This window comes from Brevibacterium sanguinis (genome assembly GCF_039528855.1).
GTDB classification, from domain to species: domain Bacteria; phylum Actinomycetota; class Actinomycetes; order Actinomycetales; family Brevibacteriaceae; genus Brevibacterium; species Brevibacterium sanguinis.
This window is the reverse complement of the sequence record NZ_BAAAMB010000005.1, coordinates 181,530-195,146: the sequence shown is the minus strand read 5'-3', so window position 1 is coordinate 195,146 and position 13,617 is coordinate 181,530. Positions and strand designations below refer to the sequence as shown.

Annotated in this window: 14 protein-coding genes; all 14 read left to right on the top strand. The window is 69.4% G+C overall.

Annotation, left to right across the window (positions count from 1 at the left end; translation table 11 throughout):
• The first annotated feature begins 37 nt into the window (after nt 1–37).
• The 14 genes from efp (at nt 38) to metK (ending at nt 13,615) form a co-directional block, all read left to right on the top strand.
• Nucleotides 38–598, top strand: coding sequence for an elongation factor P (efp, locus tag ABD154_RS05755; protein ID WP_137823958.1), 561 nt, complete (start codon nt 38–40; stop codon nt 596–598).
• The gene (nusB, locus tag ABD154_RS05750) at nt 599–1,006 is read left to right on the top strand and encodes a transcription antitermination factor NusB (protein WP_137823959.1); all 408 of its coding nucleotides are present in this window, start codon (nt 599–601) and stop codon (nt 1,004–1,006) included.
• A 121-nt stretch (nt 1,007–1,127) separates the two neighbouring features.
• Nucleotides 1,128–1,679: a bifunctional pyr operon transcriptional regulator/uracil phosphoribosyltransferase PyrR gene (gene pyrR, locus ABD154_RS05745; RefSeq protein ID WP_198498887.1), complete on the top strand. Its 552-nt coding sequence runs from the start codon at nt 1,128–1,130 to the stop codon at nt 1,677–1,679.
• Nucleotides 1,676–2,656, top strand: a complete 981-nt coding sequence (locus tag ABD154_RS05740; RefSeq protein WP_198498886.1) for an aspartate carbamoyltransferase catalytic subunit — start codon at nt 1,676–1,678, stop codon at nt 2,654–2,656. The genes pyrR and ABD154_RS05740 overlap by 4 nt, the downstream gene beginning before the upstream one ends.
• Nucleotides 2,649–3,959, top strand: coding sequence for a dihydroorotase (locus ABD154_RS05735; RefSeq protein WP_211979155.1), 1,311 nt, complete (start codon nt 2,649–2,651; stop codon nt 3,957–3,959). Before ABD154_RS05740 ends, ABD154_RS05735 begins: the two co-directional genes overlap by 8 nt.
• Nucleotides 3,944–4,438 (top strand): PH-like domain-containing protein, encoded by a 495-nt coding sequence (locus ABD154_RS05730; RefSeq protein WP_137823963.1) that lies wholly within the window; start codon nt 3,944–3,946, stop codon nt 4,436–4,438. Before ABD154_RS05735 ends, ABD154_RS05730 begins: the two co-directional genes overlap by 16 nt.
• Nucleotides 4,435–5,574 (top strand): glutamine-hydrolyzing carbamoyl-phosphate synthase small subunit, encoded by a 1,140-nt coding sequence (carA, locus tag ABD154_RS05725; RefSeq protein ID WP_211979156.1) that lies wholly within the window; start codon nt 4,435–4,437, stop codon nt 5,572–5,574. Before ABD154_RS05730 ends, carA begins: the two co-directional genes overlap by 4 nt.
• A gap of 9 nt (nt 5,575–5,583) precedes the next feature.
• Nucleotides 5,584–8,859 (top strand): carbamoyl-phosphate synthase large subunit, encoded by a 3,276-nt coding sequence (carB, locus tag ABD154_RS05720; RefSeq protein ID WP_344250537.1) that lies wholly within the window; start codon nt 5,584–5,586, stop codon nt 8,857–8,859.
• The gene (gene pyrF, locus ABD154_RS05715; protein WP_211979275.1) at nt 8,859–9,740 is read left to right on the top strand and encodes an orotidine-5'-phosphate decarboxylase; all 882 of its coding nucleotides are present in this window, start codon (nt 8,859–8,861) and stop codon (nt 9,738–9,740) included. Before carB ends, pyrF begins: the two co-directional genes overlap by 1 nt.
• A gap of 136 nt (nt 9,741–9,876) precedes the next feature.
• Nucleotides 9,877–10,188: an integration host factor, actinobacterial type gene (gene mihF, locus ABD154_RS05710; RefSeq protein WP_137823967.1), complete on the top strand. Its 312-nt coding sequence runs from the start codon at nt 9,877–9,879 to the stop codon at nt 10,186–10,188.
• A gap of 18 nt (nt 10,189–10,206) precedes the next feature.
• Nucleotides 10,207–10,770, top strand: coding sequence for a guanylate kinase (gene gmk / locus ABD154_RS05705; protein WP_198498883.1), 564 nt, complete (start codon nt 10,207–10,209; stop codon nt 10,768–10,770).
• Entirely contained in the window at nt 10,771–11,118 is a 348-nt protein-coding gene (rpoZ, locus tag ABD154_RS05700; protein ID WP_198498882.1) for a DNA-directed RNA polymerase subunit omega, read from the top strand.
• Nucleotides 11,115–12,416, top strand: coding sequence for a bifunctional phosphopantothenoylcysteine decarboxylase/phosphopantothenate--cysteine ligase CoaBC (gene coaBC / locus ABD154_RS05695; RefSeq protein WP_211979158.1), 1,302 nt, complete (start codon nt 11,115–11,117; stop codon nt 12,414–12,416). Before rpoZ ends, coaBC begins: the two co-directional genes overlap by 4 nt.
• Nucleotides 12,413–13,615, top strand: coding sequence for a methionine adenosyltransferase (metK, locus tag ABD154_RS05690; protein WP_211979159.1), 1,203 nt, complete (start codon nt 12,413–12,415; stop codon nt 13,613–13,615). The genes coaBC and metK overlap by 4 nt, the downstream gene beginning before the upstream one ends.
• Nucleotides 13,616–13,617 lie beyond the last annotated feature (2 nt).

Genomic DNA, 13,617 nt, shown 5'->3' with positions numbered 1-13,617 from the left:
GCATCGTGCGGGGCATGATGTGAAGAAGGACGGATTAGTGGCGACAACGAACGACCTGAAGAACGGCCTCGTGCTCAACCTCGACAACCAGCTGTGGCAGGTGCTGGAGTTCCAGCACGTCAAGCCCGGCAAGGGTCCCGCGTTCGTCCGCACCAAGCTCAAGCACGTGATCTCCGGCAAGATCATCGACAAGACGTTCAACGCCGGCACCAAGGTCGAGACCGCCAACGTCGACCGCCGTGACATGCAGTACCTCTACCACGACGGCTCCGACTACGTCTTCATGGACGCCAAGGACTACGACCAGGTGACCATTCCGGCGAGCCTCGTCGCCGACGCCGCGAACTACATGCTCGAGAACCAGGAGCTCCAGGTCTCCTTCCACGACGGCACCCCGCTGTCGGTCGAGCTCCCGGCCTCCGTCGAGCTGACGATCTCCCACACCGAACCGGGCCTCCAGGGCGACCGCTCGACCGGCGGATCGAAGCCCGCGACCCTGGAGACCGGCTATGAGATCCAGGTCCCGCTCTTCCTCGAAGAGGGCACGAAGATCAAGGTCGACACCCGCACGGGTGACTACCTCGGCCGCGTCAAGTAAGTGGGAGCACGCACCCGGGCCCGACGCCGGGCCCTCGAGCTCCTCTTCGAAGCGGGGCAGCGGGGACTCGACATCGACGAGGTCGTGGCCATGCGGTCGAACGACCCCGACTACCCGATGAAGGCGTACGCCGTCGAGATCGTCGACGGCGTGAAGTCCCACCGCGAGGAGATCGACGAGATCATCTCCACCTACTCGGAGGGCTGGACGATCGACCGGATGCCGGCCGTCGACCGGGCGCTGCTCGAGATCGGCACGTGGGAGATCCTCTTCAACGACGAGGTTCCCGACACCGCCGCGATCGACGAGGCGAAGATGCTCGCGAAGCAGTTCTCGACCGACGACTCCCCGGGCTTCGTCTCGGGTCTGCTCTCGCGCATCCTCGACGTCAAACCGACGCTGACGTGAGTCGCTGCGCCCGCACTCGCCGGGCGCAGCGGACCCACCGCTCGGGCCGGCGCAGGCGCGCGCTAGACTGAGCACACCACGCTCCTTTAACCACCGTCCCGAGAGGCGGAGAAGGGCAGATATGACTGAGCGAACAGTGCTCGATGCCGCAGACATGCGGCGGGCGATGACCCGCATCGCCCACGAGATCATCGAAGGCAACAAGGGCACCGACGATCTCGTCCTCCTCGGCATTCCCCGCCGCGGAGTGCCCCTGGCCACCCGCCTCGGTGAGCTCATCGCCGACATCTCCGACCGTCCGCAGGGCGCTCCGGGACTCGTCGGCAGCCTCGACATCACGATGTATCGCGATGACCTGCGCTCGAACGCCTACCGGGCACCGGCCCCCACCGACATCCCCGGGGAGGGCATCGACGGGACCACCGTCGTCCTCGTCGACGACGTCCTCTTCTCGGGCCGGACGATCCGGGCCGCCCTCGACGCGCTCTCGGACCTCGGCCGCCCCGCCAAGGTGCGTCTGGCCGTCCTCGTCGACCGCGGCCACCGGGACCTGCCGATCCGCGCCGACCACGTCGGCAAGAACCTCCCCACCTCGAGCAGCGAACGCGTCAACGTCTCGCTCGCCGAGATCGACGGAACCGACGCCGTGACGATCTCCGGAGGCCGCGAATGAAGCACCTCCTCGACACCGCGTCGCTGACCCGCGAGGACGCCGTCGCGATCCTCGACATCGCCGAGGAGATGGCGCAGGTCGGTGAGCGCGAGGTGAAGAAGCTGCCCGTGCTGCGCGGCCGCACCGTCGTCAACCTCTTCTTCGAGGACTCGACCCGCACCCGGCTCTCCTTCGAAGCCGCCGCGAAGCGCCTGTCCGCCGACGTCCTCAACTTCTCCGCGAAGGGCTCCTCGGTGTCGAAGGGCGAGAGCCTCCAGGACACCGTCCAGACGATCTCCGCGATGGGCGCCGACGCGATCGTCGTCCGCCACTCCGCCGCCGGCACCGCGCAGCGCCTCGCCGACACCGGCTGGATCGACGTCCCCGTCGTCAACGCCGGGGACGGCACCCACGAACACCCCACACAGGCCCTGCTCGACGCCTTCACCCTGCGCCGGGCGCTGGGCGGCTTCCCCGCCTCGGGGGCGGTCAAGGACGGACCCCGCGGGAAGGGCCTCGACGGCGCCACCGTGGCGATCGTCGGCGACATCCTCCACTCCCGGGTGGCCCGGTCGAACGTCCACCTGCTCGACCGCCTCGGCGCCGACGTCCACCTCATCGCCCCGCCCACGCTCCTGCCCTGGGGCGCGGAGACGTGGCCGGTGACGATCCACTACGACCTCGACGAGGCGATCGCCGGCCAGGACTTCGACGCGGTGATGATGCTGCGCGTCCAGCACGAGCGGATGCACGAGTCGTTCTTCCCCAACGCCCGCGAGTACGCGCGCCTGTGGGGACTGAGCGAGGCCCGCCTGTGGGCCCTGCCGGAGTCGGCCTTCATCATGCACCCCGGGCCGATGAACCGGGGCTTCGAGATCTCCGCGGCCGCCGCGGACTCACCCCGCGCCCTCGTCCTCGACCAGGTCGAGAACGGTGTGAGCGTGCGCATGGCGGTGCTCTACCGTCTGCTGACCGGTCAGGAGGAGACCATTGACTGACTACCTCATCCAGGGCGCCGACGTGCTCGGCCGCGGCCCAGCCGACATCGCGATCGCCGACGGCGCGTTCGTCGACCCCGACCTCCTCGGGCCCGACCCCGAGGTCATCGACGCCACCGGACTCATCGCCCTGCCCGGCCTCGTCGACATGCACACCCACCTGCGCGAACCCGGCAAGGAGGACGCGGAGACGGTGCTCACCGGCTCCCGGTCCGCCGCCGCCGGCGGGTACACGTGCGTCCACGCGATGGCGAACACCGCCCCCGTGGCCGACACCGCCGGCGTCGTCGAACAGGTCCACCGGCTGGGTCGCAGCGCCGGCTTCACCGAGGTCGTGCCCATCGGCGCCGTGACCATCGGGCTCGAGGGCAGGCAGCTCGCCGAACTCGGCGCGATGGCCCGCTCGGAGGCCCGCGTGCGGATCTTCTCCGACGACGGGATCTGCGTCTCCGACCCGCTGCTCATGCGCCGGGCCCTCGAATACGTCAAGACCTTCGACGGCGTCATCGCCCAGCACGCGCAGGAGCCCCGGCTCACCGAGGGCGCGCAGATGAACGAGGGCGTGGTCTCGGCCGAACTCGGCCTGCCCGGCTGGCCCGCGGTCGCCGAGGAGTCGATCATCGCCCGTGACGTGCTGCTGGCCGAACACGTCGGCTCCCGCCTCCACATCTGCCACGTCTCGACCGCCGGCAGCGTCGACATCGTCCGCTGGGCGAAGTCGCGAGGAGTCCGGGTCACCGCCGAGGTCACACCGCATCACCTCATGCTCACCGACGAACTCGTGCGCACCTTCGACCCCGTCTACAAGGTCAACCCGCCGCTGCGCGCGCAGCGCGACGTCACGGCCCTGCGGGAGGCGCTGGCCGACGGCACGATCGACGTCATCGGCACCGACCACGCCCCGCACACCGCCGAACACAAGTGCAGCGAATGGTCGGCCGCGGCCATGGGCATGGTCGGCATGGAGACCGCCCTGCCCATCGTCGTCGAGGCGATGCGCGACTACGACTTCGACTTCGGCGACATCGCCCGGGTGATGTCCCAGGCCCCCGCCCGGATCACCGGCGCCACCGGCCACGGCAGCCTCGAGACGGGTGCGAGCGCGAACCTCGTGCTCATCGACCCGAACGCCCCGCACACGATCGTCCCGGCCGACCACGCGACGAAGGGCAGGAACAACCCCTTCGCCGGTCTCGAGGTCGCCACCGCGATCACCGACACGTTCTTCTACGGGCACCGCGTGCTCGCAGACGGCGAACTCACCACCCCCCATCCGGCAGGAGCGTCATGGACCGAACAGTGAGCGTCCTCATCATCGCAGGCATCCTCCTCCTCATCCTCCTCGCCCTGACCTGGGGCTGGTCGCGGCGCAAGAGCCGACAGACCGACGTCGCCGCCCCCGTCAAGCCGGGCCTCGGCATCACCCCGATCGCCGACCCCGTGGCCGGTTCGTACGTCTCGACGACGACGGCCGGCAACCCGCTCGACCGCGTCGCCGTCCACGGCCTGGGCATCCGCACCAGCGGCGAGCTCGTCGTCACCGACGCCGGGGTCATCATGGACCTCGCCGGGCGGGAGGACTTCATCATCCCGCGCTCCGACATCGTCTCCGTCGACACCACCTCGGGGATGATCGGGAAGTTCGTCGAACGCGGCGGCATCGTCCGCATCACCTGGAGGCTCGGGGAGACCCTCGTCGACACGGGCTTCCGCGCCCGGTACTCCGCCGACACCGCCCCCACCGTCAACCGCATCCGAGAGATGATCGTAGAGGCACCATGAGACTGTCCACCACCCCCGCCGTCCTCGTGCTCGAAGACGGCCGCACGTTCACCGGATCCGCCTACGGCGCGATCGGCCAGACCGTCGGCGAAGCCGTGTTCGTCACCGCGATGTCCGGCTACCAGGAGACCCTGACCGATCCGTCGTACCACCGGCAGATCATCATCCAGACCGCACCCCACATCGGCAACACCGGCGTCAATGCCGCCGACGACGAGTCCCGCCGCTTCTGGGCCGCCGGCTACGTCGTCCGCGACGCCTCCCGCGTCTCGTCGAACTGGCGCAGCGAGGGCGACCTCGACGAGCGGCTCAAGTCCGAGGGCATCGTCGGCATCAGCGACGTCGACACCCGGGCGCTCACCCTCCACCTGCGGGACAAGGGAGCGATGCGGATGGGGATCTTCTCCGGTCCCGCCGCCGAGCTCGACCCGACCGTCATGCTCGAGACGGTCCTCGAGACCCCGCGGATGGCCGGGGCCCGACTCGCCGAGGAGGTCAGCGTCTCCGCACCCGAGTTCGTGCCCGCTGTCGGCGAAGCGAAGTTCAGCGTCGCTGCCGTCGACCTCGGCATCAAGGCGATGACCCCGCAGCGACTGGCCGAGCGCGGCATCGACGTCCACGTCCTGCCCGCCTCGGTGAGCTTCGCCGAGATCGAGGCCCTCGGCGTCGACGGGGTGTTCTTCTCCAACGGTCCCGGCGATCCCGCGACCGCCGACGACCAGGTCGAGCTGCTGCGGCAGGTGCTCGCCGCACGGATCCCGTTCTTCGGCATCTGCTTCGGCAATCAGCTGCTCGGCCGGGCCCTGGGTTTCGGCACGTTCAAGCTGCCCTTCGGCCACCGCGGCATCAACGTCCCCGTCATCGACCGGACGACCGAGAAGGTCGAGATCACCGCCCAGAACCACGGCTTCGCCGTCGACGCCCCGCTCGAGGGGGAGACCACGGCCCCGGCGGACCCGGACTTCGGCCGCGTCGCCGTGTCCCACGTGTGCCTCAACGACGACGTCGTCGAGGGACTCCAGTGCCTCGACATCCCCGCGTTCTCCGTCCAATTCCACCCCGAGGCAGCGGCCGGGCCCCACGATTCGAGCTACCTGTTCGATCGGTTCGTCGACCTCATGTCCGCCCGCGCCTAAGGAGACCCCATGCCACTGAGAAGCGATATCGAATCCGTCCTCGTCATCGGCTCCGGTCCCATCGTCATCGGACAGGCCTGCGAGTTCGACTACTCCGGCACCCAGGCGTGCCGTGTGCTCCGGTCCGAGGGCCTGCGCGTCATCCTCATCAACTCGAACCCCGCGACGATCATGACCGACCCCGACGTCGCCGACGCCACCTACGTCGAACCGATCGACCCCGACATCATCGAGTCGATCATCGCCAAGGAGCGCCCCGACGCCCTCCTGCCGACCCTCGGCGGGCAGACCGCGCTCAACGCCGCGATCGCCCTCCACGACGCCGGCACGCTCGAGAAGTACGGCGTCGAGCTCATCGGCGCCGACGTCGACGCGATCCAGCGCGGTGAGGACCGCCAGAAGTTCAAGGACATCGTCGAGGAATGCGGCGCCGAGGTGGCCCGCTCCGTCATCTGCCACACCCTCGACGAGGCGCTGACCGGGGCCGAAGAGCTCGGCTACCCGCTCGTCGTCCGTCCCTCCTTCACGATGGGCGGCCTCGGGTCGGGCATGGCCTACGACGAGACGGATCTGCGCCGCATCGCCGGTGCCGGGCTCTCGGACTCCCTGACGACCGAGGTCCTCCTCGAGGAGTCGATCCTCGGCTGGAAGGAGTACGAGCTCGAGCTCATGCGCGACCACAAGGACAACGTCGTCGTCGTGTGCTCGATCGAGAACGTCGACCCCGTCGGCGTCCACACCGGTGACTCGATCACCGTCGCCCCCTCGCTGACGCTCACCGACCGCGAATACCAGACGATGCGCGACATCGGCATCGACATCATCCGCGCCGTCGGCGTCGACACCGGCGGCTGCAACATCCAGTTCGCCGTCGACCCGGCCACCGGTCGCATCGTCGTCATCGAGATGAACCCGCGGGTCTCCCGGTCCTCGGCGCTGGCGTCGAAGGCCACGGGCTTCCCGATCGCGAAGATGGCGGCCAAGCTCGCCGTCGGCTACTCCCTCGACGAGATCCCCAACGACATCACGAAGGTCACCCCGGCGAGCTTCGAGCCGACCCTCGACTACGTCGTCGTCAAGATCCCGCGCTTCACCTTCGAGAAGTTCCCCGCCGCCGACCCGACCCTGACGACGACGATGAAATCCGTCGGCGAGGTCATGGCGCTGGGCCGCAACTTCACGACCGCCCTGCAGAAGGCGATGCGCTCGATGGAGCAGAAGGGCTCCTCGTTCGACTGGTCGGACCTGCCCGACATCAGCGACGACGAGGTGCGCGAGGCCCTCCTCGAACGGATCGCCCACCCCACCGCCGACCGCATCCACTCCGTCCAGCGCGGGCTCGCCGCGGGCCTGACGAACGCCGAGGTCCACGAGGCCTGCGGGATCGACCCGTGGTTCCTCGACCAGATCGAGCTCATCAACGAGGTCGCGCAGTTCATCGCCGACGCCGACGAGCTCGACTCCGAGGTGCTCAGGGTCGCGAAGAACCACGGGTTCTCCGACGAGCAGATCGCCGGGCTGCGCAGCCTCACCACCGAGGTCGTCACCGGCATCCGCCACGCCCTGCGCATCCGCCCCGTCTTCAAGACCGTCGACACGTGCGCGGGAGAGTTCGAAGCGCACACCCCGTACCACTACTCGAGCTACGACGCGGAGACCGAGGTCGCCCCGCGGGAGCGCCCCGCCGTCCTCATCCTCGGGTCGGGTCCGAACCGGATCGGACAGGGCATCGAGTTCGACTACTCGTGCGTCCACGCGACGATGGCGATCGGGGAGGCCGGCTTCGAGACCGTCATGGTCAACTGCAACCCCGAGACCGTCTCGACCGACTACGACACCGCCGACCGCCTCTACTTCGAACCGCTGACGTTCGAAGACGTCATGGAGGTCTACCACGCGGAGCTCGCCGCCGGCCCCGTCGCCGGCGTCGTGTGCACCCTCGGCGGGCAGACCCCGCTCGGGCTCGCCGACCAGCTCAAGGCGGCGGGCGTGCCGGTGCTCGGCACCCAGCCCGAGGCGATCGACCTCGCCGAGGACCGGGGCGAATTCGGCGCCGTCCTCGACCGGGCGGGACTGACCGCGCCCAAGCACGGCACCGCCGTCACCGCCGCCCAGGCCGCGGCGATCGCCGCGGAGATCGGCTACCCCGTGCTCGTGCGCCCCTCCTACGTCCTCGGCGGCCGCGGCATGCAGATCGTCTACGACCGCACGCAGCTGCTCGACTACATGGCCACCGCCACCGAGGTCTCCGTCGACCGGCCCGTCCTCGTCGACCGGTTCCTCGAGGACGCCATCGAGATCGACGTCGACGCCCTCTACGACGGTGAGGACATCTTCATCGGCGGCATCATGGAGCACATCGAGGAGGCCGGCATCCACTCCGGCGACTCCGCGTGCGTGCTGCCCTCGCTCACCCTCGGCGAGGACGTCCTCGACCGCGTCCGGCAGGCCACCCGCGCGATCGCCGAAGGCGTGAGCGTCCGCGGCCTGCTCAACATCCAGTTCGCGATCACCGCCGACGTCCTCTACGTCATCGAAGCCAACCCGCGCGCCTCGCGCACCGTGCCGTTCGTCTCGAAGGCGACGTCGACGCAGCTGGCGAAGGCAGCCGCGCTCATCGCCGTGGGCCGGACCATCGCCGACCTGCGCGGCGATCTGCTGCCGGAGACCGGCGACGGCTCGACCCTGCCGCTCGAGCACCCGATCGCCGTCAAGGAGGCCGTGCTGCCGTTCCGCCGGTTCCGGACCGTCGAGGGCAAGGTCGTCGACTCGATCCTCGGCCCTGAGATGCGCTCGACCGGCGAGGTCATGGGCATCGACCACGACTTCCCGACGGCGTTCGCCAAGGGCCAGCTCGGCGCCTCGATCAAGCTGCCCACCTCGGGCACGGTGTTCGTCTCCGTCGCCGACCGCGACAAGCGGGCGATGGTCCTGCCGGTCAAGGAGCTCGTCGACCTCGGCTTCGACGTCGTCGCGACGACGGGCACGGCTGCCGTGCTCTCCCGCTACGGCATCGCGACCTCCCAGGTCCACAAGCACTTCGAGGCCGACGCCGAGGACCGCACGGTCCTCGACTACCTCGCCGCCGGGACGATCGACATGGTCATCAACGTGCCCTCCGGCCGTCAGGAGCGCGCCGACGGCTACGAGATCCGCGCCGCGGCGACCGCGAACTCGGTGCCGCTCATCACGACGATCGCCGAATTCGCCGCCGCCGTGACCTCGCTCCACGTCGTCCGCGACAAGACCTTCGGCGTGCGCAGCCTCCAGGACTGGAGCGCGTGATGTTCTCCACCCGGCTCACCGCGGCGATGGCCGCCCACGGTCCCGTGTGCGTGGGCATCGACCCCCACGACCATCTCCTTCAGACGTGGGGGCTGCCGCGGAGCGCCGCCGGCGTCCGGGAGTTCGGGCTGCGCACCGTTGAGGCGCTCGCGGGGACGGTCGCCGCGGTCAAACCGCAGGCCGCGTTCTTCGAGCGCTTCGGCTCCGCCGGCGTCGCCGCCCTCGAGGACACCCTCGCGGCGTGCCGGGAGCAGGGGCTGCTGACGATCCTCGACGTCAAGCGCGGGGACATCGGCTCGACGATGGCCGGCTACGCCGAGGCCCATCTGCTCCCGGACTCACCCCTGTCCGCCGACGCCATCACGGTCTCGCCCTACCTCGGCGTCGGAGCCCTGGCCGCCGCGTTCGACCTCGCCGCGGCCCACGATCGGGGCCTCTTCGTCCTCGCGCTCACCTCGAACCCCGAGGGCGCGGACGTCCAGCACGCCCGCACCGGTGCCGAGGCCCCTGGCTTCGGCGACTCCGTCGCCGGGTCCGTGGCCGCCGCCGTCGCCGCCCGCAATGCCGAGCTCACCGGGGGAGCGGGTGAGCTCGGCCCCTTCGGCCTCGTCGTCGGGGCGACGATCGGATCGGCCGCACGGGACCTCGGCTTCGACCCGAGCGCCTGCGGGGGACCGCTCCTCACCCCGGGCGTCGGGGCGCAGGGGGCCGGCCGGGACGAACTCCTCGACGTCTTCGGGCCCGAGGCGCTCGCACGACACCAGGTCGTCGTCGCCGTCTCCCGGGCCGTGCTCGCCGCCGGACCGGCCGGTCTCGCGGAGGCGGCCCGCAGCCTCAACGCGTCCCTGACGGCACCCCCGCCGGTGTCCGCCGGGCGCTGAGCGGCTCCCTGCGGCCTACCGCACAGTAGGGCCGGGGCGCGGATTTTCTTCCCTGCGCTGTGTCGGTTGTCATGGTTTGTGTTTTAGACTGAAGCAACTTCCCTACCTGCCCGTTCATGGTGACAGAGGAGATAATGTGGCACTCGAACCATTGACCCCGCAACAGCGTTCGGCCGCTCTTGACAAAGCGTTCAAGGCTCGACAGGTGCGCGCCGAGGTGAAGTCGGCCCTCAAGAGCGGTGAGACCGATCTTGCGGCAGTGCTCAAGAAGGCAGGGAAGGACGAAGCACTCGCGAAGATGCGCGTGCTCGACCTCCTCCGGTCGCTGCCCGGAGTGGGCGATCGCCGGGCCGAAGCGGCGATGGAAGAGGTCGGGATCGCCTCATCGCGGCGCATCAAGGGCCTCGGCGTGCACCAGAAGAACGCCCTGTTGGAGAAATACTCCTGAGTGTGACACTTTAGATCTGTGAACACTCGACTCACCGTTCTCGCGGGACCCACCGCAGTCGGAAAAGGCACCATCAGCTCCTATATCAGACAGCACCACCCCGAGATCTGGTTCTCGGTGTCTGCGACGACGCGGCCCCGGCGCCCCGGTGAGATCGACGGTGTTCATTATCACTTCGTCTCCGACGACGAGTTCGACGGGCTCATCTCCCGCGACGAGATGCTCGAGTACGCCGTCGTCCACGGCCGCCACCGCTACGGCACCCCGTCGGGGCCCGTGCGGCAGCACCTCGCCGAAGGCATCCCCTCCCTGCTCGAGATCGACCTGCAGGGGGCGCGCCAGGTCAAGGCGAAGATGCCCGACGCCCTCTTCGTCTTCCTCGCCCCGCCGACCTGGGACGAACTCGTCTGCCGGCTCACCGGGCGCGGCACCGAGAGCGCCGAGGAGCAGGCGAGGCGGCTGACCACGGCGCGGGCCGAACTCGCCGCCGAATCCGAGTTCGACGTCACCATCGTCAACGACAGTGTTCGCACTGCGGCAGAAGAACTCATACAATTGATGGGTATATCCACACTCGATTAGATGGGACACCCCTTGCCTGCTCAGCCCGAAGGCATCACCAATCCGCCGATCGACGAACTCCTCACCGTCACCGGCTCGAAGTACGAACTCGTGTCCGTCGCCGCTCAGCGTGCGCGCCAGATCAACTCCTACTACGCACAGCTGCAGGAGGGTCTGCTCGAGAACGTCGGACCGCTCGTCACCCCGGAACCCCACGAGAAGCCCTTGTCGATCGCCCTGCGCGAGATCAACGAGGGCAAGATCGTCTCCCGTGAGATCAGCGAAGCCGACTTCGCGACGACGACCGTCGAGGAGACCGCCGAGGCGCCCGTGAACACCGACGGCGCGATCGACTTCAGCGACCAGTGAGAATCGTCCTCGGAGTCGCCGGTGGGATCGCCGCCTACAAATCGGCGCACGTCATCCGGCGCCTCCGGGAGCTCGGGCACACCGTCACGGTCGTGCCCACCGCCGACGCCCTGAAGTTCGTCGGCGCCCCGACCTTCGAAGCGCTGTCGGGACAGCCCGTGACCACCGACGTCTTCGACGAGGTCGACAAGGTCAACCATGTGCGCATCGGCCATGAGGCCGAGCTCCTCATCGTCGCCCCGGCCACGGCGAACACGATCGCGAAGATCGCCGCCGGCCTCGCCGACGACCTGCTCACCGCCTCGGTGCTCACGACGACGGCGCCGATCGTCGTGGCGCCTGCGATGCACACGGAGATGTGGCACAACCACGCGACCGTGGCGAACATCGCGACGCTGCGCGAGCGCGGTGTCCACGTCCTCGACCCCGCCGTCGGCCGTCTCACCGGACCCGACTCCGGACCGGGGCGCCTGCCCGAACCCGAGGAGATCGTCGCCTTCGCCCTCGCCGCGGCCCAGGCCGATACGACCGAGGCCGGCACGACTGAGACCGCCGCTGCCCAGGCCGGCACGGCAGGCACCGACTCCACGGGCCCCCTGAGCGGCAGGCGCGTCGTCGTCAGCGCCGGCGGCACCCGAGAGGCGCTCGACCCCGTCCGGTTCCTCGGCAACCGCTCCTCGGGCAAACAGGGCATCGCGCTGGCCCGCGCCGCGTTCGCCGCCGGCGCGCAGGTCGAACTCGTCGCCGCGCACGTCGACTCCGGACTGCTCGCCGACCTGCCTGCCGGCATCACCGTGACCCCGATCGAATCGACCCTCGACCTCCAGGCCGCGATGGCCACGGCGGCCGAGCACGCCGACATCATCATCATGGCCGCCGCCGTCGCCGACTTCCGGCCGGCCCGGCTCGCCGATGCGAAGCTCAAGAAGTCCGGGGACGAGGGGATGAGCATCGAACTCGTCCAGAACCCCGACGTCCTCGCCGGGCTCGTCGCCGACCGCCGACCCGGCCAGTTCATCGTCGGCTTCGCCGCCGAGACCGGCGACGCCGCCCACACCGCACACGAGTACGCCGAGGCGAAGTTCCGTCGCAAGGGCGCCGACCTCCTCGTCTTCAACGACGTCTCCGCCGACCGCGCCTTCGGCCACGACGTCACCGAGGTCGTCATCCTCGCCGCCGGGGACGGTGGCTCCGACGTCGTCGACGCGGCGACGCTGGCGGGCACGAAGGACGATGTTGCGCAAAAGGTCGTTGCCGAAATCGCCCGCCGCACCACCCCAGTAGAATCGACGCCGTGAGTACATCCGAACTGCGCTACTTCTCCTCCGAATCCGTCACCGAAGGCCACCCCGACAAGATCTGCGATCAGATCAGCGACGCCGTGCTCGACGACCTCCTCTCCAAGGACCCGAACGCGAAGGTCGCCGTCGAGACGATGGTGACGACCGGGCTCGTCCACGTCGCCGGTGAGGTCAACACCGACGCGTACGCCGATGTCGCCGGCATCGTCCGCAGCCTCATCACCGGCATCGGCTACGACTCCTCGGACACCGGCTTCGACGGCCATTCGTGCGGTGTGTCGGTCTCGATCGGCAGCCAGTCTCTCGACATCCACTCCGGGGTGACGAACCCGCTCGACTTCCGCGAGGCGCTCGAGACCGACCACGGCTCGTCGCTGGGCGCCGGGGACCAGGGTCTGATGTTCGGCTACGCCGACAACGCGACCGACGTCCTCATGCCCCTGCCCATCCACCTCGCCTCCCGGATGGCCGAGAAGCTCAGCGCCGTCCGCAAGTCCGGGGAGCTGTCCTACCTCCGCCCCGACGGCAAGACCCAGCTGACGATCGGCTACGACGGGGACACCGCGGTCTCGCTCGAGAACATCGTCGTCTCCACCCAGCATGCCGCCGACATCTCCCAGGACCAGCTCAAGGCTGACATCGAGGAGTTCGTCGTCGGCCCGATCGCCGAGGCCTCGGGACTCGACCGCGGCAATGAGAAGATCCACATCAATCCCGCCGGGCCCTTCGTCACCGGCGGCCCGATGGGCGATGCGGGACTGACGGGGCGCAAGATCATCGTCGACACCTACGGCGGCTTCTCCCGCCACGGCGGCGGCGCGTTCTCCGGCAAGGACCCCTCGAAGGTCGACCGCTCGGCTGCCTACGCGATGCGCTGGGTGGCGAAGAACATCGTCGCCGCGGGACTCGCCGACCGCGCCGAGGTCCAGGTCTCCTACGCGATCGGCCGGGTCGACCCGATGGGCCTCTACGTCGAGACCTTCGGCACCGAGAAGGTCGACCCCGCGGCGATCACCAAGGCCATCCGCGAGGTCTTCGACCTGCGCCCGGCGATGATCATCCGCGAACTCGACCTGCTCCGCCCGATCTACTCGCAGACCTCGACGTACGGTCACTTCGGCCGTGAGCTGCCCGACTTCACGTGGGAGAGGACCGACCGCGCCGACGACCTGCTGCGCGCCGTGTCCGCGCACTGAGA

Excerpts from the sequence above, each read along its gene's own strand:
- ABD154_RS05730 (WP_137823963.1), top strand. The coding sequence starts at position 3,944 with ATGGACCGAACAGTGAGCGTCCTCATCATCGCAGGCATCCTCCTCCTC.
- carB (WP_344250537.1), top strand. The coding sequence starts at position 5,584 with ATGCCACTGAGAAGCGATATCGAATCCGTCCTCGTCATCGGCTCCGGT.
- carA (WP_211979156.1), top strand. The coding sequence starts at position 4,435 with ATGAGACTGTCCACCACCCCCGCCGTCCTCGTGCTCGAAGACGGCCGC.
- rpoZ (WP_198498882.1), top strand. The coding sequence starts at position 10,771 with ATGGGACACCCCTTGCCTGCTCAGCCCGAAGGCATCACCAATCCGCCG.
- pyrF (WP_211979275.1), top strand. The coding sequence starts at position 8,859 with ATGTTCTCCACCCGGCTCACCGCGGCGATGGCCGCCCACGGTCCCGTG.
- ABD154_RS05740 (WP_198498886.1), top strand. The coding sequence starts at position 1,676 with ATGAAGCACCTCCTCGACACCGCGTCGCTGACCCGCGAGGACGCCGTC.
- pyrR (WP_198498887.1), top strand. The coding sequence starts at position 1,128 with ATGACTGAGCGAACAGTGCTCGATGCCGCAGACATGCGGCGGGCGATG.